Origin of the sequence: Anaerospora hongkongensis (assembly GCF_004339805.1) — a bacterium.
GTDB lineage: Bacteria > Bacillota > Negativicutes > Sporomusales > DSM-15969 > Anaerospora > Anaerospora hongkongensis.
This window is the reverse complement of sequence record NZ_SLUI01000024.1, coordinates 1-20,134: the sequence shown is the minus strand read 5'-3', so window position 1 is coordinate 20,134 and position 20,134 is coordinate 1. Positions and strand designations below refer to the sequence as shown.

General features: G+C 46.6%; 20 protein-coding genes and 1 rRNA gene. 2 read left to right on the top strand and 19 right to left on the bottom strand.

Annotated features, from left to right (window positions below; translation table 11 throughout):
• Window positions 1–6 precede the first annotated feature (6 nt).
• From EV210_RS21670 to EV210_RS21605, 14 genes are all read right to left on the bottom strand, one after another.
• Entirely contained in the window at window positions 7–690 is a 684-nt protein-coding gene (locus EV210_RS21670; RefSeq protein ID WP_132083578.1) for a Crp/Fnr family transcriptional regulator, read from the bottom strand.
• Window positions 691–723: 33 nt separating this feature from the next.
• Window positions 724–2,037 carry a glutamate-1-semialdehyde 2,1-aminomutase gene (gene hemL, locus EV210_RS21665; protein WP_132083576.1) on the bottom strand — a complete coding sequence of 438 codons (1,314 nt, stop codon included), beginning with the start codon at window positions 2,035–2,037 and terminating at the stop codon, window positions 724–726.
• Window positions 2,038–2,398: 361 nt separating this feature from the next.
• Window positions 2,399–3,385: a porphobilinogen synthase gene (gene hemB / locus EV210_RS21660; protein WP_132083574.1), complete on the bottom strand. Its 987-nt coding sequence runs from the start codon at window positions 3,383–3,385 to the stop codon at window positions 2,399–2,401.
• A 2-nt stretch (window positions 3,386–3,387) separates the two neighbouring features.
• Window positions 3,388–4,908, bottom strand: a complete 1,521-nt coding sequence (gene cobA, locus EV210_RS21655; protein ID WP_132083572.1) for a uroporphyrinogen-III C-methyltransferase — start codon at window positions 4,906–4,908, stop codon at window positions 3,388–3,390.
• Complete coding sequence (gene hemC, locus EV210_RS21650; protein WP_132083598.1) at window positions 4,908–5,855, bottom strand: hydroxymethylbilane synthase; 948 nt, start codon at window positions 5,853–5,855, stop codon at window positions 4,908–4,910. Before hemC ends, cobA begins: the two co-directional genes overlap by 1 nt.
• Window positions 5,815–7,131 (bottom strand): glutamyl-tRNA reductase, encoded by a 1,317-nt coding sequence (gene hemA, locus EV210_RS21645; protein WP_132083570.1) that lies wholly within the window; start codon window positions 7,129–7,131, stop codon window positions 5,815–5,817. Before hemA ends, hemC begins: the two co-directional genes overlap by 41 nt.
• Window positions 7,100–7,744: a precorrin-2 dehydrogenase/sirohydrochlorin ferrochelatase family protein gene (locus EV210_RS21640; RefSeq protein ID WP_132083568.1), complete on the bottom strand. Its 645-nt coding sequence runs from the start codon at window positions 7,742–7,744 to the stop codon at window positions 7,100–7,102. Before EV210_RS21640 ends, hemA begins: the two co-directional genes overlap by 32 nt.
• Window positions 7,745–7,872: 128 nt before the next feature.
• Window positions 7,873–9,699: a penicillin-binding protein 2 gene (gene mrdA, locus EV210_RS21635; RefSeq protein WP_132083566.1), complete on the bottom strand. Its 1,827-nt coding sequence runs from the start codon at window positions 9,697–9,699 to the stop codon at window positions 7,873–7,875.
• A gap of 177 nt (window positions 9,700–9,876) precedes the next feature.
• Window positions 9,877–11,259 carry an LCP family protein gene (locus EV210_RS21630; RefSeq protein WP_132083564.1) on the bottom strand — a complete coding sequence of 461 codons (1,383 nt, stop codon included), beginning with the start codon at window positions 11,257–11,259 and terminating at the stop codon, window positions 9,877–9,879.
• 100 nt (window positions 11,260–11,359) lie between these two features.
• A complete protein-coding gene (locus EV210_RS21625; RefSeq protein ID WP_132083562.1) occupies window positions 11,360–11,599 on the bottom strand; it encodes a copper ion binding protein in 240 nt (79 codons plus the stop codon).
• A gap of 20 nt (window positions 11,600–11,619) precedes the next feature.
• Entirely contained in the window at window positions 11,620–11,919 is a 300-nt protein-coding gene (locus tag EV210_RS21620; RefSeq protein ID WP_132083560.1) for an MTH1187 family thiamine-binding protein, read from the bottom strand.
• A gap of 123 nt (window positions 11,920–12,042) precedes the next feature.
• Window positions 12,043–13,140, bottom strand: coding sequence for a glycosyl hydrolase family 18 protein (locus EV210_RS21615; protein WP_132083558.1), 1,098 nt, complete (start codon window positions 13,138–13,140; stop codon window positions 12,043–12,045).
• Window positions 13,141–13,226: 86 nt separating this feature from the next.
• A complete protein-coding gene (gene tatA, locus EV210_RS21610; RefSeq protein ID WP_207900804.1) occupies window positions 13,227–13,406 on the bottom strand; it encodes a twin-arginine translocase TatA/TatE family subunit in 180 nt (59 codons plus the stop codon).
• A gap of 108 nt (window positions 13,407–13,514) precedes the next feature.
• Entirely contained in the window at window positions 13,515–14,765 is a 1,251-nt protein-coding gene (locus EV210_RS21605) for a dicarboxylate/amino acid:cation symporter (RefSeq protein WP_132083554.1), read from the bottom strand.
• Between the two features lie 370 nt (window positions 14,766–15,135).
• On the opposite strand from EV210_RS21605, the gene EV210_RS21600 reads away from it, so the two are divergent.
• Complete coding sequence (locus EV210_RS21600; RefSeq protein ID WP_132083552.1) at window positions 15,136–15,405, top strand: hypothetical protein; 270 nt, start codon at window positions 15,136–15,138, stop codon at window positions 15,403–15,405.
• A gap of 54 nt (window positions 15,406–15,459) precedes the next feature.
• Here the strand turns inward: EV210_RS21600 and EV210_RS21595 are convergent, their stop codons facing one another.
• Together EV210_RS21595 and EV210_RS21590 are read right to left on the bottom strand one after the other, a co-directional pair.
• Window positions 15,460–16,104, bottom strand: a complete 645-nt coding sequence (locus tag EV210_RS21595) for an NUDIX hydrolase (protein ID WP_132083550.1) — start codon at window positions 16,102–16,104, stop codon at window positions 15,460–15,462.
• Window positions 16,105–16,115: 11 nt separating this feature from the next.
• Complete coding sequence (locus tag EV210_RS21590) at window positions 16,116–17,120, bottom strand: FAD:protein FMN transferase (RefSeq protein ID WP_132083548.1); 1,005 nt, start codon at window positions 17,118–17,120, stop codon at window positions 16,116–16,118.
• Between the two features lie 196 nt (window positions 17,121–17,316).
• Between EV210_RS21590 and EV210_RS23390 the strand changes: the two genes are divergently transcribed.
• A complete protein-coding gene (locus EV210_RS23390) occupies window positions 17,317–17,448 on the top strand; it encodes a hypothetical protein (RefSeq protein ID WP_279388526.1) in 132 nt (43 codons plus the stop codon).
• Between the two features lie 50 nt (window positions 17,449–17,498).
• Here EV210_RS23390 and pgl read toward each other — a convergent pair whose 3' ends face one another.
• The 3 genes from pgl to rrf form a co-directional block, all read right to left on the bottom strand.
• Entirely contained in the window at window positions 17,499–18,218 is a 720-nt protein-coding gene (gene pgl, locus EV210_RS21585) for a 6-phosphogluconolactonase (protein ID WP_132083547.1), read from the bottom strand.
• Window positions 18,209–19,744, bottom strand: a complete 1,536-nt coding sequence (zwf, locus tag EV210_RS21580; protein WP_132083545.1) for a glucose-6-phosphate dehydrogenase — start codon at window positions 19,742–19,744, stop codon at window positions 18,209–18,211. The genes pgl and zwf overlap by 10 nt, the downstream gene beginning before the upstream one ends.
• A 297-nt stretch (window positions 19,745–20,041) precedes the next feature.
• Window positions 20,042–20,134: ribosomal RNA gene (rrf, locus tag EV210_RS21575) — 5S ribosomal RNA — on the bottom strand; the annotation flags it as partial.

Here is a 20,134-nt window from a genome sequence, read left to right as displayed (position 1 = left end):
TCTTTTTCATTGAAACAATCGTTTGAGTTTATTTGGCTCGATAATTGTTATTTTATGAATATCAAAATCAATGATTTTATCTTTTTTTAGCGAGCTTAGCGTACGGGTAACCGTCTCGCGGGTTGTTCCCACCAAGCTTGCCAGATCCTGCCGGGAAAGATCCAGGGTAATTTCAATCTGTCCGTTCGTAAGGATTCGCCCATGTTCCGTTCCAAGCCGCAGCAGCGTTTCCGCTGTACGGGCAGTAACATCATGAAGGGCCAGGTTTTTGATTTTCTGCTGGGCAAACAGCAGCCGCTGGCTGAGAGCTTTGATTAACTGCAGAGCCAGTAAGTTATTTCCCAGTATCAGCCGCTCTAAATCCGTATTTTTGATAACTCCCACTTTTGAATCCTCTACGGCAATTGCCGTAGCCGGATAATCGCGGTTATTGAATAACAGCACCTCTGCAAACAAATCACCAGGACTCAAAATATTAATAATATGCTCCCGGCCGTCATCGGTCATCTTTACAATCTTCACCTTGCCGGACTGTAAATAATGAAAACCCTCGCCCTGCTCACCTTCCAGGAAAATGACACTGCCTTTACGATATTTGCGCTCGGTGGTAATTTGATACAGGTCTTTGAGCTGTGCATCCGGTAAGTCGGCAAAGACAGGCATTTTTTTTAATTGCTGAATAAAGTCCATCTTTGAACCTCCGAGCATCAGATTGCAGTTAATTTACTTGCGATTCTTATATTCGCTGACCTTGGCGAATGCATAAGCACTGGCCGCTACGGTTTGCATGATATCCTCATCTGTATGAGCAGTAGACATAAACCCTGCTTCAAACTGCGATGGAGCCAAATAAACCCCTTGCTCCAGCATAGCATGAAAGAAAGTATTAAAAGCCCCTACATCAGAGTGCTTGGCGCTGTCATAATCATAAACAGGCTGCTCGGAGAAAAACATGCCAAACATCGAGCCAATATGGTGGTATTGCAAATGAAAGCCAAACTTTTCAGCTTGAGCGCGGAGTCCGTCAGCTAAAGTTTCTACCTTGCCACTAAGCTTAGCATAAGCGTCCTGCATTTCACTAAGAATGGTCAGTGTAGTAATTCCGGCCGTCATTGCCAGCGGATTACCGCTGAGTGTACCTGCCTGGTATACCGGGCCGGCAGGAGCAATCCACTCCATAATATCTCTTCGGCCGCCGTATGCGCCCACCGGCAAACCGCCGCCAATCACCTTACCCAGGCATGTCAAATCAGGCTTGATGCCAAAGACAGACTGAGCACCGCCATAAGCCACTCTGAAGCCGGACATAACTTCATCAAAAATCAATAATGATCCATATTTTTCCGTAATTGCCCTGACTTGCTTCAGGTATCCTTCCCTGGGCAGCACCATTCCCATATTGCCAGGTACAGGTTCAATGATAACCGCTGCAATTTCTTCACCAACACGGGAAAAAACAGCTTCGAGTTCCTGTATGTTGTTATAGTTTACCGTAATCGTACTACCTGCAATGCTATCCGGTACACCAGGACTGTCAGGAATACCTAAAGTAGTTGCTCCTGAGCCTGCTTTTACCAGCAGACTGTCATGATGACCATGATAACAACCGGCAAACTTGATAATCTTGCTCCGCTTAGTGTAAGCGCGAGCCAGCCTAAGTACGCTCATTGTCGCTTCCGTACCGGAGTTGACCATGCGGACCATTTCCATTGACGGCACTGCCTGTGTGACCAGCTTGGCTAATTGCGTCTCTAACAGTGTAGGCGCACCATAACTGGTACCGCGCACCAAGGCCTCACGCAGCGCTTCCGTAACCGCCGGATGGGCATGCCCGATAATCATCGGCCCCCAGGACTGTACATAATCAATATACTGATTGCCATCAATATCGTACAGCTTACTGCCGTTAGCCGCGGCAATAAACGGTGGCGTCCCTCCCACTCCCCGAAATGAGCGTACCGGACTATTCACACCACCGGGAATATATTCTTTGGCCTCAGCAAAAGCCTGAGCCGATTTTTCCAAGTTAAATGCCATAACGGTGACCCCCTCTTGTAAGAATTAGACCAAAAAGGCAAAACATGAGCTTGCCGCGTCGCTGCACTCCTCGCAATGACAATAGGCAGAGAGCCTACCTCGCTCTACTCCCTGCGCACCCCGCAGGGGAGCTATTCACCACCAACTGTAACAAGGCTCGCTCCCCGGTCCCTCGGTCCCTTTTGCCGCCAAGCCTAGGCCGTCGAGAAGGCTCCAGATGCTAGGCAGCGGGGAATTCGCAACCGGAGGCGTACATGTGCGTACGTTGAGGATTGCAAATTCCCGCCAAATGCGAAGTCCTTGGCACTTCAGTGCCTTAGAACTTCGGCTTACCCCTTGCGGGTACAACGCAGATGGGGCCTTATCGGCGGCCGTCTTCTCCCAGCCAGCGGGCGGCGTCCATCGCATGATACGTAATAATAATATCCGTTCCTGCCCTCTTCATAGAAAGCAAGGTTTCTAACACTGTCCGTTTTTCATCAATCCAGCCTTTTTCAGCGGCCGCCTTAATCATGGCATACTCGCCGCTTACGTTATAAGCCGCTACAGGTAATGTAAAATTATCTTTTACCTGCCGGATAATATCCAAATACGCCAGTGCCGGTTTTACCATAATAATATCGGCACCCTCGGCAATATCCAATTCTACTTCCCTTAGCGCCTCCCGGGAATTAGCAGGGTCCATCTGGTAAGTCTTGCGGTCGCCAAACTGCGGCGCAGAATTAACTGCTTCCCGGAAAGGACCGTAATAGGCAGAAGCATACTTCGCAGCATAAGACATGATTGATACATGGCTGAAATCATGCTGGTCAAGTGCTTCCCGGATGGCAAGTACGCGGCCATCCATCATATCGGAAGGGGCTACCATATCGGCTCCCGCTTCAGCATGACTGAGCGCAACTCTTGCCAACAGCTTCAGTGATGGGTCATTATCTACGGTTTGCCCTTTGACGAGACCGCAATGACCGGTACTGGTATACTGGCATAAGCATACATCCGTGATAATGACCAGTTCTGGTAATGCTGCTTTAATAAGTTGTACTGCCTGTTGAACAGGACTGGACATATCCCAGGCGCTTGAGCCTTGCTCATCCTTATACTCAGGCAGTCCGAAGACTTCCACTGCCGGTATGCCCAGCGCATAGACTTCAGCTGCCATACTAACTGCCATATCGGGCGATAAGTGGTAATTGCCGGGCAATGTGGAAATTTCCTTTTTCACTTTTTGTCCGGGGACAATAAACAAGGGATATACAAAGTCAGCAGCCGTAAGCTGTGTTTCACGAACCATAGCACGAATGCCTGCCGAAGAGCGCAGACGCCGGGGACGAATAAATGGATTCGTCATGATTACCCCTCCTGAATGCTTTCGCTGATTGCTTTTACCAAGCCGCGAATGGTATATTCATCTGCAATGATATCCGGTCTAATGCCGTGCTCCACGCAGGTAGCGGCTGTGATCGGACCAATGCAGGCAACTTTGCACTTTCCAATAAGCTTTGCTCCTTGAGAACCGAGCAATTCGAGCAGATTCGTCACCGTCGAGGAGCTGGTAAAGGTAATCAGCTCAATTTCACCCGCCGAGAGCTTTTCAGCTAGAGCGGTACCGTCAGTATCGGCTGTGATGGTTCGGTAGGCAGGTACAACGTTTATTACGGCACCTATCTCTGACAGCTTGACCGGCAATACATCCCGGGCGATCAGTGCCCGGGGAATCAGCACCTTCATGCCAGGCTCAATCAGGGGAGACAGGGAATCAACGATCCCTTCCGCCCTAAATTCAAGCGGTACAATATCTGCACAAATTCCAAACTTTCGCAATTGCTCAGCCGTTTGCGTACCGATCGCAGCAACCTTAATACCAGCCAGCATCCGGCTGTCTTTCTTAGCATGGTGCAGGCGTTCAAAGAAATAATCCACTCCATTGGTACTGGTAAATACCAGCCACTGATAGCTGGATAACTCTTGAATAGCCTGGTCAAGAGCGGCAAAACTCTCTGGTGGCACTATTTGAATAGCCGGTGCTTCATAGCACTGCGCACCCATTTCTTCAAGCCTTGCCGTAAGCGCACTGGCTTGTTCCCTTGCACGGGTCACAAGCACCGATTTGCCAAAAAGCGGCTTTTGGTCAAACCAGGCCAGTTTTTCCCGTAGAGCAACCACATCGCCTACCAGGAAAATCGCAGGTGGTTTTATTCCCGCTTTGTGAACATCTGCCGCGGCATTGCCCACAGTAGTAATCAGCACTCTCTGCTCAGGCTTAGTGCCCCAGCGGATTACTGCCGCCGGAGTTTCGGCCGGACGGCCATTTTCCATGAGCTTGGCTGTAATATGAGGCAGATTCTCAACCCCCATCAGAAATACCAGTGTATCAACCCCGGTTGCAAGCTTGTCCCAGCGCATATTGGACTCACCTTTTGTAGGATCTTCATGACCGGTAATAACTGCAAACGAGGTCGCTACCGCCCGGTGGGTGACCGGAATACCTGCATAAGCGGGTACAGCTATTGCCGAAGTAATTCCCGGTACCACTTCAAAAGGCAGATGATTCGCCACCAGTTCGAGGGCCTCTTCACCACCGCGTCCAAATACAAAGGGATCTCCCCCTTTAAGACGGACTACAGTCTTGCCCTCTTTGGCCTTTTCCACCAGCAGTTGATTAATATCTTCCTGCCGCATCGTGTGCTGGCTTGATGCTTTGCCTACATAAATAAGCTCTACATCTTTTCTGGCCCAGGCCAGCAGCCGGCTGTCCGCCAGACGGTCGTATACAATCGTGTCCGCCTGTTCAATATATTCTTTCGCCTTAACGCTGATTAATTTATAATCACCAGGTCCTGCACCTACGAGATATACAATGCCTTGTTTCACTATTTCTTCTCCTCCTGTTCACCATCAAGCAGCTCTGCCAGAATCTCTTTTCCGCCCTGCACATACATGCGCTGAGCAAGGCGGCGCCCCATATCTTCGGCCCCTGCCGGACTACTGCAAAGTGTATCGCGAATCACCCGCTGACCATCTAACGACAATATGGCTGCTTCCAAATATAATTCATTATTCTCTATGCAGCCGTATACTCCCATCGGTACCTGACAGCCACCCTCCAGCTCATTTAAAAAGCTTCTTTCGGCAATTACGGCATAGCTAGTATCTTCATCATTTAAAAAAGCCAGCATCTGCAATATTTCCTGATCATTTGCCCGGGCCTCAATCGCCAAGGCTCCCTGTCCTACTGCCGGCAAGGAAATCTCTTTGGGCAATATTTCAGTAATCAACTGTTCCCAGCCCAAGCGCTTTAATCCTGCTGCTGCCAGTACAATTGCATCAAGCTGTTCCGTTTCCAGCTTCTTTAACCGGGTATCTAGATTACCGCGCAAATCACTAATTTTTAGATCGGGCCTGGCCTTGAGCAGCTGCGCTTTCCGTCTCAGGCTGGAAGTACCAACTTTGGCCCCGACAGGCAGACATGCCAATGTCTTGTATTCGGGGCTTACGAGGGCATCCCAGGGAGTTTCCCGTTCCGTGATTGCCGCTAATGTCAAACCAGTAGGAAGCTCGGTAGGCATATCTTTTAAGCTATGAACGGCAAGATCAATTTCGCCATTTAACATAGCACTTTCTAATTCCTGAGTAAACAGACCCTTACCGCCAATTTTGGCCAGCGGTACGTCCAAGATTTTATCACCCTTTGTAACCATATGTTTTAAGGTTACCTCTAAGCCCGGATAACGCTCCGCCAAACAGCTGGCGATATAATTAGCCTGCCATAAGGCCAGTTTACTGCTGCGCGTACCGATGACGATTTTTTGTCTCACGATTTGCTTCCTCTCCCAATTGATCAAGTTTAAATAATTTCCGAACTGCTTCCAAATACAGATCCGCTTTATCCGTTCCCGCCGCTTCGTTGATCCGTATCATCGGATCCCGCAGCAATTTCCGGACAAGCATCTTTGACATATTTTCAAAAACTTTCCGTTCTTCCGGGCTGCAATCAGGCAATTTGGCCAAAGCTCTCTTAATTTCCCGCTGGCGAATCCGCTCAGCCTTTTCCGTTAACAAAGCCAGCGTTGGCCGGAACGATAAGTAGCGAAACTTACTGACCAGCTCTGCCAGGCCTTCCTCTATGATGCGCTCTGCCACCTTTGCTTCTGCCTCCCGGATGCGCAGGTTAGATTCCACTACGGCTTCGAGGGCATCGATATTATACAGCGTGACACCCGAAATCGCTGCGACCTCCGGTTCCACGTCACGCGGTACAGCAATATCAATAAAAATAATCGGACGTCCCTTACGATTTGGCATGAGGTGGGCTACATCCCAGGCACTGACAATATAGTGCGGCGCCCCGGTAGAGGTGATCACAATATCGGCATTGGTTGCACACTTCATAAAATCGCCGAACGGAACGGCAACACCCCTAAACCGGTCCGCCAGCTGCTGGGCTCGCTCATAACTGCGGTTAGAAACGAATACCGTCCGTACCCCGTTATCTACTAAGTGCCTGGCTGTCAATTCACTCATTTCCCCTGCGCCAAGAATCAGCACATTCGATTGAGTAAGATCACCCAGTACTTTTTTAGCCAGTTCCACCGCCGCATAGCTGATTGACACAGCGTTATAGGCTATGCGTGTTTCTGTGCGAACTTTTTTTCCTATGGCAATAGCCCTATTAAAGAGTGTATTCAGCACGGTGCTGGTCGTCCCGAGGTACCGGGCCATTGTGTAGGCCTTTTTTACCTGACTCAATATCTGTCCTTCGCCAACTACCAGGGAATCCAGGCTGGAAGCAACCCGGAACAAATGGCGGATACAAGCTTCTTCTGTATAATAAAAAATGAAATCATCACATTCAATAGGCCGCCCGGCAACAGCGGCAAACAGATCCTGCATGACAGGCAATGCATCGGCAGCATCATCTACTACCGCATACATTTCACTGCGATTACAAGTCGATAAAATAACACATTCGCTGATTTCTTCATATTCATGTAAATGCAGCAGTGCCTGCTTGATTTTTTCTTCTGAGAAGGCGTAACATTCACGCACTTCAACAGGTGCAGTTTTATGATTTAAGCCCAGTACTACCAATTGCATACTTGATTTTCTCCTCCGCATCTTTCAGCCTGCCTTGTCGCAAAAGAGACAGAACTTCGTCATCTAACGTTTGCTGCCAAAAGTATTCCCGCTCTTTACTGGTTTCCAGACGGTTCTTCATCTGCTCCCGTATCGCTCCAGCCCACTCCAGGTAAGTTCCATATTCAGGACCGTAACGATCTTCCAGCTCCAGGCGCAGCTTTTTGGCTAAAGCCGGACTTTTTCCGCCGGTTGAAACAGTAATCAGTAAATCGCCTCTCGTCATTTTTGAGGGGACGGTAAAATCACATAATTCCGGCGCATCCACTACATTAACCAGTGCCCCTTTGCTTCGGGCCTCCTCTGCCGCAGCCCGATTAACAGCCTTATTGTTAGTTGCACAAATAACCATAAAAAAAGCGCCAATGACGCCTGGCTGGTACTGCTGGGCGATGTGAATAATTTTTTGGGCCTGCACCAGCTGCTGCAGGGCAGAAGTTAATACAGGACTAATGATCGTTACTAAGGCACCGGCTTGCAATAGGTCTTCGACTTTGCGGGCCGCTACCGAACCGCCGCCGATACACGCGCAATGGCGGCCGCTTAAATCAAGGTTAATAGGATAGACAGGCATTACCGCACCTCACATACACGAATTAGGCGAAAAAGCTTTGGCTCCGCCCAACTATTACAGCTACTTGTATATATTTCTTGCCGAATGAGGTATTTCCTTTTTTTAATTACTTAAATCTGCTCCAGCGATTAATCGGTATGTCCCGGAGTTGGTGTGACTATATTTTGCTTGGCAGGAATCTGAAAATAGGCCTCAAGGATTTTACGTGTTACAGGGGCAGCAGCTACTGATCCCTCACCGCCTTCTTCCACCAATACGGCGATAGCAATTTCCGGGTTATCTGCAGGAGCGTAACAGGCAAACCAGGAATGAGTTGTCCCACGTCCCGTTTCGGCGGATCCTGACTTGCCTGCAACTTTAACGTTCAGATCCGCAAATACGCTTTTCCCCGTTCCCCGTGTCGTGACTGCAACTAACCCCTGACGGATCAAATCCCACACATCAGGCCGCAAATATATCGTGTGCAATACCTGAGCCGGGGCTTGCTCCAAAACGGCTCCATCTGCACTTAATATCTTATCAACCAGTTTAGGCTTATAAACGATACCGCCGTTTGCCACTGCCATTAAGAGCATAGCCTGCTGAATGGGAGTGGCATTATAATACCCCTGACCAATCGCAGCAATTAACGTCTCCCCAGGGTACCACTGTTCGCCGTATAATTCTTCTTTCCAGGCTTCAGTGGGTACAACCCCTGCTTCTTCACCGGATAGCTGGATGCCGGTAGGTTTGCCAAAGCCAAATGTTAAAGCATACGATGCCAGATTGTCCGCCCCCAGCCTGCGCCCCAGTTCATAAAAAACAGGGTCACTGGAGAATGCCAGTGCATCGGGCACGGTCAGCCTGCCTAACCCCTTTGTCTCCCAGCCATAAAAACTCCAGCCTTGCAAAATATAAACTCCCTTATCGACAAAAACCTCTTGCCCTGTCGTTAAGCCAGACTCCAGGGCGGCCGCGGCTGTAACAATTTTGAAAACCGATCCAGGCGGATAGGCGTTTTGAATCGCCCGATTTGACAGTGGATCATTCTTATTATTAATGATTGCCGACCAGTCTTTTTGGCTCACACCTCCGATAAATACATTCGGATCAAAGGATGGATTGCTTGCCAATGCCAGGATTCCGCCTGTCCGGACATCAATCACAACAACCGCTCCACCTTTTGCCGGCTCACCGATACTCTTACTGATTGCCACTTGTTCATTTAAAGCTGTCTCGGCCGCTTTTTGTAAATTTGCATCCAATGTCAATACAATCCCTTTTCCCGGCAGGGCAGCTTTTTCCCCTACAATGCCGACCTCTTCACCCATGGCATTCACTTCGACCTGCAAGCCTCCATCAATGCCGCGCAGCTGTTCTTCCCAGATCCGCTCTATTCCCGCTTTGCCAATTAAATCATTGGGGTGATATCCTTGTTTTTTCCGCGCAGTATACTCATCTTCACTAATTCTTCCTAAGTAGCCAACCAGATGAGCCGCCAGTTGATTATAAATGTAATGGCGTACAGGCAAGGCCTCAACCACAACACCAGGCAGATAGTTTTTGCGTTCCTGCACCTTTGCAATTAGTGCTTCATCAGCATCACGCACTACGCGGATAGGCGTATAGGGAAACTCCTGCCCGGCCTGCAGCATTTGCTCGATTTCCGTAACTGCAACGCCAGTGAGGGCCGACAATAGCGGTGTAGATACTTCGGGATATGCATAGTCTGCAAGAATTACCGAAATGGCAAAGCTAGGACGATTAGCGACAATCGGCGCGCCATTACGGTCATAGATTGTCCCTCTGGGAGCCTGAGCACTAAGCTGGCGAATCCGATTTTGCTCGGCAACCTGCTTGTACTGTGCTCCTTGCAAAATTTGCATCCACGCCAGCCTCAGCAAGAGTCCGCCAATGACAGCAATTACAATAACAGCCAGTATCTGAAAACGTCGCATTTGCTCTGTATACCACATGTAGTCAGCTCCTTGCCTTGTTTGTCCTTAGTATGGCTAAAATAGGCAAAAAAAAATAGCCCTTTTCACAAGGGCTAAATGAGGGGTGTATTAATAACGTGTGTGAAAATTATAACATATTCATTCTTCATCTTGCAAGCTTCTTTTCCGTTAATATGGCAATATCTTCCTGCCTTTTTATTTATCTACGTAATCTTTCCCTACAATTACCGAAATCGTACCTGCTCTGCTGTCATCTTTTGTCACCTGCAGCGCATAACGGAAAGGCAGGCTGGTCAGTTTTCCCACAACCGCACTATTTGTGCTATACGAAATAACCACAGTATTTTTGTTGACTGCAGCAGCTGTGCTGATCCCATCTACCTCAAACCCTTTGGCACGCATGGTTGCCGCTATTTTATCACCGGCTTCAGACGAACCACTGGCATTTACAATCTCAACCTTAATTTTTTCCTCACTGGTATTGGGCTTATCAGCTTTAACCGGTGCCGGTGGTTTATCGATTTCCTTAGGCATCTTAGGCTGCGCAGGCTCTTTAGCCGGCGTGCTGGGCTTTGCTACTTCTATGACCTTCATTTCTTTCGGAATGGAACTATCATATTCAGCCTGCAGCTTCCGTGCCGTACTTACATACTTATCATCCATTTTAATACTCTGGAGCTGTGCAATATGTTCCCGCAAGCCCACAACATCGGGAAGCCAGTAACTAACATCAGCAATATAGGCCGGTTTGCCGGGAACGGTATCCGTCTTAAGTCCTTGTTTAGCCGCATCATTTACTAGTTTGGCAAGGCTAAGCATATCTGCAGTGGATAGATCGGTTTTTAAAACCGAATTGACTTCCCGGATAATACTTGGAATGCTGGTAATAACCGATGGGCTGGCGAGCTGCTTAAACACGGCCTTAATAAACTTCTGCTGCCGCTCAATGCGGCCGATATCACCTTCACTGTCACGATAGCGTACATATTTAATTGCTGTTTTACCGTTCATATGCTGCAAGCCCGGCTGGATGTCAATAACAAGTTCATCATAAGGATCTTCATAATACATCCGTTTTTCAACATCAATATCCACGCCGCCGATTGCATCGACGATTTTATAAAAACCCGCAAAGTCAATCGTTACATAATAGTCAATCGGTATACCCAGTAAATTTTCCACTGCTTTCTGGCTAAGCGCTGAGCCGCCATTGGCATAAGCATGGTTAATCTTATCCCATCCGTAGCCGGGAATTTTTACCCGCGTATCGCGCGGCACCGATAAAAGGGATACTGCTTTTGTTGCTTCATCAATTGTTGCGACAAACATAGTATCCGATCTGCCTTGGTCACCGCTTCTTTCGTCAACTCCCAGCACCAGAATATTTACCTTGTGCTGCCCCACAGCAAAATCTGCTGTTCTTTTTGTCTTATTTAGCCCTAGACCGCCTGTGAAAAACACATACGACGCTCCTGCAACAATCACTAACAATAAAATTAGTAATGCCACAATCCACCCTTTTTGCGGCAGCTTTTCCTGCGACCGTTCGGCGCGTCGCCGCTCTAGCCGGGATGTCATAAAGAGCACCTTCTTTCTATTGGAATAAAACAACAAGCCCCCAAAATACTGGGAGCCTGTCAAATATTATACCAAATTGTCGACTGCACAGTCAATGTCTTTAGGGAACCTCAAAACCTACATCTTCAACCGCCTGCTTAATCGCTGCCAGTGAAGACTTATGAGAATCGAATTCGACCTGCAATGTTTTTGCTGTCAAATCAACGTCGGCAGAAAAAACACCCGGTAATCCGCGCACAGCTTTTTCCACTGCACTCTTGCAATGACCGCAGGTCATTCCTTCTACTGTAATCGTCTCTTTAGTCAATTCCGAGCCGTGGCCCCCGCAATCCTGACACATGTTCATCCCTCCGGTTTACTCTATAGTTTTTCCCTAACAGACTGAAGCTTGCCTGCCATCGTGATGGATTTATCACGCCGGTCATCAATACGAATAGTCGTAGACACCCGTAAAGCACCAGCGGAAAAAGGAACCTCATGCATTTGTTTAATGACCTCTAAGATTCGCTCCAGTTCCCCTTCAATGATGGTCGACATCGGTGTCAGCTGGTACTGAATTCCTTCCGCTCCGGCCAGCACCTTGTGACAAGCAGCTACATAGCTGCTTATACTGGGAGAATCCGTACCCAGGGGAATAATGGTAACTTCTACAACTGCCATTTGTTCTCCTCCTGCGCCATAATTATGCTTGACTATTATGGGTATTCGGCTGCCGGAAAGTAAAACCTGCCGGGCATGCAAATAAGTGACGGGAATCCCGCCACTTATTTGTATCAATTGATTTTATTTATGGAACTTTTGATCAATAACCGGCCAAATTTCCGGCTGTTCCTGACCAAGTCGCCAAATCGCAATTCCCGCGGGGTTATACTTAGCTACAATATTTAGCTTGGCATCCGTACTCTTCGTGTTTTCAAACCAGACCTCATGATTTTTATAGCTAAAATGCGGCGCTTGCTCTTTCTCATCATATTCTATTTTGACGCCCTGCTTCTCAGCTAACACGATGGCATCAACATATTTTACCGTCTCGCCCTGACCGTCCTTGGGCCAATCATAGCCATACGCGCTGACACCGGCAATCACTTTTTGCGGTCCTACCTGGTCGATTGCATATTGCAGGTTCTTTTCGTACCAGTCTATTGGTGCAATTGCTCCCGGAGGTGAAGTTGCCCAATGACGGTCGTACAGCATGACTTGCAGGAAGTCCGCATTTTTTGCTAACTCTGCATAATTGTATGCGCCTTGAACATCTTCATGGACATCAACTTTAGGGAAAACCGAGATAATGACAGTCTTATTCAAGCCGTTCAGCTTGGGATATAATTCTGCCATAAATGCCGTCAGATCTTTCTCATTCTTAGGAGGAACAAGCTCAAAATCGATATTGACACCATCATAAGGCTTCTCTTTAACAATCTTAACAATATTATCGATTGTCTTTGTTCTAATATCAGGCTTGGTGAGAATTGTTTCCAATGCACCTGTTTTGTAGGTTATCAAAGGAAATATTTTCAATCCCAATTGGGTAGCAGTGTCCAGTACAAGCTGACTATCTTTGGTTTCCAGCGTACCGTCCTTTGTTGCCCGGTACCAAAACGGAGCTACGTGAGTCATGCTTTTGGCAAAACTTTTCATACTGGGAAAAGAACCGGTAGTATCAGGCGTACCAGGCCAAGGATTCTCATAATAGCCAATAATCATCCGGGCAGGCATAGGTTTAGCCTGATGTTCGTCAGCCACACCGGATCCGGCATTATTCATTTGCTTAGGAGCCGGCTTTTGCGCTTTACCGCAGCCGCCAATGAAAGCAAATGATGCCACAGCGAAAACCAGAAGAAGCAACAATGCAATGTATTTGCTATTACGCAATAGTGTCACCCTCCAATAACAGTTTTTGTTAGTATTGGCGGAGTAACAATTATTATGCTAAAAAAGAAAAAACAGGCCCTTGGGCCTGATATGTATTATAGCTTACTATCCTTGGCGGAGGATGCTTCCTTAACTGTTTTTTCTTCTTTTGATTCCGTATTCAGTGCACCTTTAAACTCACTAATACCACGGCCGATGGCTTTGCCCACCTCAGGCAGCTTGCCAGGTCCGAAAACAACTAAAGCAATAACCAGAATTAATACCAGTTCAGACATGCCTAAATTAAACACGTTTAATCACTCCCCCCTTCTAGTATCATTAGTATTGTACCACAAAAAAATACAAGCGGGATAGTTATTCCCGCTTGTAAATAAAATTTAATATTAATCTTCGTAGCTTTGTGAATATGCAACCTTTAATACATCATCAGGCATTTCTTTTTCCCAGCGGGCAACTACAACAGTTGCAACACAGTTGCCGATGAGATTACATGCAGTACGGGCCATATCCAAAATACGGTCTACGCCGAGGATAATGCCAATGCCTTCCAGCGGCAGGCCGAAAGCGGCGGCAGTACCGGCAATAACGATTAAGGATGCACCTGGAACTGCAGCAATACCTTTAGTCGATAACATCAAGGTAAACAGCATCATAACCTGCTGTGACAGATCAAACGGAACTCCATATACTTGCGCAATAAACACAACAGCCAATGCACTGTATAAGGTAGAGCCATCAAGGTTAAAGGTGTAGCCAGTAGGCATAACAAAAGTAACAATATGCTTAGGAACTCCGAACTTCTCCAGTTTTTCCATTGCGATCGGCAGAGCTGCTTCACTGGATGCAGTTGAAAACGCAATGAGGATTGGTTCTTTAAGCGCACGCAGCAGGTGGAAGAAGTTAACACCTACGACAAGAGATGCACCAACTAATACAACAAGAACAAAAATAATTAACGCTAAATATAGCGATAAAATCAGCTTAGCAAGTGGAATCAGCATCGCCAGACCAAACTTACCTACTGTAAAAGCAATGAGTGCGAAAACACCAATCGGAGCCAGCTTCATTACATACCAGGTAAACTTGAACATAATTTCAGCAACACTGTGAGCTAACTTTACAACAGGCTCGCCGGTAGGTCCCATGGCAGCAGCAGCAACACCAAAAAAGGTAGAAAAGAATACAATTTGCAGCATATCGCCGCGTCCCATAGCGTCAATAACGTTAGTAGGAACGATATTAACCACCATTTGCATCATATCAATCGATTTCTTAGCAGCAGCTGCCGCACTTGAGGCATCAATTGAATGAATCGCAACACCAACACCCGGTTTTAACACATTTACTACACAAAGGCCGACTACAAGAGCGGCAGTAGTGGCAATTTCAAACCAAATAATTGCTTTTGCGCCTAAACGTCCGAGCTTTTTAAAATCGCCTGTACCGGCAATACCCATTACAAGAGAGCTAAAAATCAGCGGTACAACAATCATTTTAATCATGCGGATAAAAATGTCGCCGACCGGTTTCATTTGTTCTCCATAACTAGGGAAAATATAACCGAAAATGATACCGAGAATTAATCCAATAAAGATTTGTGTGGTAAGTCCTATACCTTTTTTAGCTTGTGCCATAGATTTACCTCCTTTAGTTTTTGCGGTCACTGTCATTAAGTTAACATAATAACAAGTTTTTCACCTATGGACATTATACCAGTTATGCATAAAAAAAGTCTATACATAAAATTCAAAAAACTATGTATACAAAATACGTAGGCTGTACAATTTAAATATGTACCAGACAATCCCAATATTTATCGGCAAAATCCGTTTACCGCGATAATTATCAGAAATTTAAGAATTAGTTACTTTAAGTAAGCATGCCTGATGTTTTTGGTACTTAATCCTGCTTTTTAAGCGAATTTCGCTAAAGCCTGCCGGCTTGTCTAATGATATAATAGTGGTAGCCAATTGAATATAGTACACCTACAGGGAGAGTGTATTCATGAAAAACACGAATGAGTTCAGGCCCAGACCACCCCTCGATGGTTTCGCCGTACAAACACTCGAAGAAGCGCTAAGCAAATCTCCCACTAAATCATTGGTTATTGTGATCAATAACACCCGCTATCAACTATCCCGAGAAGGACATTGGTTTAAATTTTCCCTCTTGAACAAAAAGCGAACTGTTAAACGTTCGACTATTGTAGAAACGATAGCCGAGGTATACAATCAGTTCATGCATGGCAGTACTTGGCAAATCGCCACGGTATAGAAAAAGCAGATTGCTGCTCTTGACCTCTCAGAGGTATGATGCGGCATCTGCTTTTTATTTTCCGCTATTCTGCGCCTGCCGGCAAAACTGTAGGAAACTAAATAAAACACGGGCTGTCAGGCCCCATATCACATAATGTTGATAGTGATAAAACAACACCGGGTAGGATTTCCGTCCCTTCCAGTTCTCAGGATAGTCATCCGGCAGCAAGTGCAGCGGGAAGCCCTCCAGAGGCCTTGTAGCAATCTCCATAAAGGCTTGCTGCGGTTCTGTATTCAATAACCACTCCAGCGGTACGGTAAATACTTCAGCCACTTCGGCCTCATTAGGCTGAAGAATAGTCCCTTGCCGGAGATAAGCAGCGAAAGGATGAAGAATAACACCAAATGGAGCAACGACATAATTCAAGGCTCCGATAAACCGTATCTGGTCTGCACTTATCCCTAATTCTTCCGTTGTTTCCCGAATGGCTGCTGCCAGTGAACTGTCATCACCAGGTTCTATTCTTCCGCCAGGAAAACAAATCTCCCCCGGTTGTCTGTTTAAGGTAGCCGACCTCACCTCAAATAGTACATGCAGCTTATTGTCCTGATAAACCAGCGGCACTAACACGGCTGAATTCAAATATTCACTTTCATTTTCAATCGAAATAGGATTTGCCTGGATCGCTGCTGCCAGGCTTTTGCAAAAGTTATCCATAGATTCCTCCATTATTCCACCTTTCCTGCCAAACCAGGCGTAGTTATAACCTTTCCGTCAAGTGTGACAAATATTGCCTCTACACCGGGGAAATTTTTTAACACAGCTAAGCCTCGCTCTACTCCAAGAACAAATAAAGCAGTACTGAAAATATCACCTTGACTTGCGTTATTCATAATCATCGTTACAGCTGCCATTTCTCTTGGCTGCTTACCCGTGCGAGGATCAAAAAGATGTGCATAGCGTACATTATCTTTCATAATAAACCGCTGATAATCACCAGATGTCTCCATCGTGTCCCAGCCTGTAAGCGCTAGTTTGGCGATAACCCCATCGGGATTGCGTGGATCTTGAACACCGATGCGCCATGGCTTGCCATCAGGGCGGGTTCCTAAGACACGCACAGTTCCTCCGGCATTGATAAGAGCTGATTTGATTCCAGCGGCTTGCAGCTTAGCAATTGCCTTATCAACAGCATAGCCTTTGGCAATTCCGCCTAGATCGAGCTTCATTCCCTTTTTCGGCAGATAAATCGTCTGATTAGCTTTATCCAGCTCAATCAGCTTATAATTAACCAGTGGTAATATCTCGGTAATTTCGGTATCGGAAGGCACAAATTCACCCTTTTTGCCGATTCCCCATAACTCCACCAGCGGGCCCACACTTACATCAAAGGTACCTTCCAGCTTATCGGCAAACTGGCATGCTTCTTCCACCATGGCAAAAATATCTGCATCCACTGCTACGCTGCTGCTGCCTGCGGCTTGATTTACCTTTGCTATTTGGCTGCCCGAATCATACTGATCAGCCAGGGCATACATACGCTGAAATTCACCAAAAGCTTCCTTTACTCCCTTTTCCGCCTGGGGACCGTAAGCGGTAATTTCAATTAATGTATCCATCAAAAAATGACTTTCTTTATACGGCTTTTCTATCCCCCCCTGATTGCAACCGCTTACAGCAAAGCTTGAAAGCACAATTACCAGCAGCAACAGCCTCTTAAGTCGTTTTTGCATTATTTTTCCTCCGATCGTCTGTACATACTAATTCGGCTGATGCAAAAAAAAACCTGCCTTTTTGCGAGAATAATACCAGCATAGAGTAAGGACACACTTTCTGTCTTTGAAAAAAATGTAATTTAATTTTAAAATAAAGAAGAAATACCGGGGACAAACTAATCTTGGTGCAATTCTTTAGAAAGGAGATTGATTTATGGGATTAAATAATGTAAGTGTCGCCAATTTAAGCACTGATCAGGTCCAAGCACTTAAAAAGTATGAACAGGAATTTGCCTCCAAATATGGAAGCAATGTCATCTTCATTGCTTTCAATGATAAAAATTAATCGGACAAAAGAGCACTTATCCTTCAGGATAAGTGCTCTTTTTACTAAGCTTAGCTTTCGTAAGCAGCGCTGTCAACCATCCATAACGTTCTTGCCCGGCCTTTAATCATTGCCGCGGGATACTGCTTAATTTCTTGACGCTGATCATTCGCTACTTTCTGTAGCATTGCTTTTTTCTCAACACCAGTTACTAAGAACAAAATCTGCTTGCTTTCATTTAATATAGGCAAAGTTAGTGATAATCGCTGCTGACCAGCTGGATTTTCCGTAGGAACTACCCAGCGAACCCGCTCCGCAACTGCCTCCCTGCCTGGAAAAAGCGATGCTGTATGCCCGTCATCGCCCATACCAAGCAGCGTAAGGTCAAACTGTTTTGCCGACAAAGACGTAAAAGCACGCCGTATCATCTGCTCATACAGAATTGCACTGTTATCCGGATTTGTAAAAATGGTAGGGATAGGATATATATGCTCAGAAGATATATTGATTTTACGAAAAAGCTGCAGCCAGGCTGTGCCGTAATTGCTGTCAATGTGCAAAGGCGGGACGAAACGTTCATCTCCCCAGAAGACAAAGGTCTGCTGCCACGGCATTTTGCTGCAGTACGGCTGTTCAGCCAGGCGCCGGTAAAGCAGGTTAGGAGTACGCCCACCAGCCAGCGCCAGCAGGAAATGCCCTTTTTCGCGAACTGCCTCTTGAGCCGTACGGCAAATATATTGGGCAGCAGCTTCGCTCACTGCCGCTACATTCTCATATACTTCTATCTCCATTTGTGACCAGCCTGTGCTAATAAATCATCAGCCTTCACAGGACCCCAGCTTCCAGCTTTATAAGGACGCAAAGCATTTGTCTCAGGAGTCTTACTCCAAGCGTCTAATACCGGCATAAATACCTCCCATGCCAGTTCAACAGCATCATTGCGCACAAACAGCGTTTGGTCGCCTGTCATGCAGTCCAGCAGCAGACGTTCATACGCATTGGGTGTAAATCCTCCAAAGATATCCTTATAGGAGAAATTAAGGCTTAAAGAATTCATGCAAAGCTTGGGGCCAGGTGTCTTGGCTTCTAGTGTAAGACCAATCCCTTCTTCCGGCTGAATCTTTAATACCAGTACATTGGGAGCGAGCTGCTCAGGCTGTACAGGTGCAAAAATCGAATGAGGAACTGGCTTAAATGTGATTGCAATCTCACTAACCCGGTTTTTCAGCCTTTTACCGGATCGCAAATAAAAAGGTACTCCCTGCCAGCGCCAATTATCAATCATCATTTTCATTGCAACAAAGGTTTCAACAGAAGACTCTGCATCGACTCCTGCTTCTTCCCGGTAAGAAAGACTTACACCAGCTTCATCCGCTGCCTGGTATTGCCCTCTAACCAGCCATTTGTCTAGTTCTTCTACCGGGAATGGGCGAATTGCTCGAATCAGCTTCACGATTTCATCCCGATACCGGTTTGCTTCAAATTGTGCCGGCGGTTCCATCGCCGTCAGCGCCAGCATCTGGATCATGTGATTTTGGAACATATCACGCAGCGCACCGGCCTGTTCATAATAGCCTGCCCGGTTTTCAACCCCCAGTGTCTCAGCAACTGTAATTTGTACATGATCAATATATTTACGATTCCACAAGGGTTCAAAAATTGCATTTGCAAAGCGAAGAATCAGGATATTCTGTACTGTTTCTTTGCCCAAATAGTGATCAATTCGATAAATCTGGCTTTCAGCCACATGCTGCTTAAGCGCTTTATCTATGGAAAGACTGCTGGCAAGGTCATGGCCAAAAGGTTTCTCAATAACAATCCGCGACCAGGAACCTCTGCGTTCATCAGTTAATCTGGCACTGCTGAGGCCTTCTGTAATAGGAATGAACAAGCTGGGAGGTGTGGCAAAGTAAAAAAGACAATTGCCGCCAGTTTGAAACTTTTCCTCTAACTTCCGCAAAGCCACTGCTAACTCATCATATACCTGCTGGTTATCATAGCGCCCCGGCAAGTAGCTGCAATGTCTAACAAACTCTTCCGTTTCATCGGCACCAGCCCCTTCAAAATCAGTGAGATCTTCACGGACCATCTTAGCAAACTCCGCTTCACTGATTACGCTTCTGGCGCAGCCTAAAATAGCGAATTGTTCCGGCAGCATCTTCTTCAAATACATGCCAAACAGTGCCGGTATTAATTTTCGATGCGTTAAATCACCTGAAGCACCAAAAATGACAATCGTGCATGGGTCCGGCTTATTCTCTATGCACAATTGTTCGCGAACATCAGTATGTAAGGCCAAACTCCGGCTTGTTGTCATTTTTATCCCTCACTTTTTTATCTACTATTAATATGCCCATTGCTGCCAAGTGGCCTATAGGAAAAATTATACAACGTTTTAAGCGGCAAAGCAAAAAAAGGGACACTGGCATCCTTTGTCCGCTTTAGGCAGGAGCATCGTTACATACACTCTATCGCTGACGAGGTAGGGCGAGCGCCGTTGCATTAGCGTAGGTTAAGCGACAGCGTCGGAGCGTTGCAATGGCACTCTCCCTGCCAGGCCTTTCACAGATAGACAAAACAAAAAAGCACTCACATTCGTAAGTGCTCTTTGCCTAATCAGCGACTCCCTATCCTCCCAGGCCGTTTCCAGCCAAGTACTTTCGGCGTATATGGGCTTAACTACCGTGTTCGGGATGGGAACGGGTGG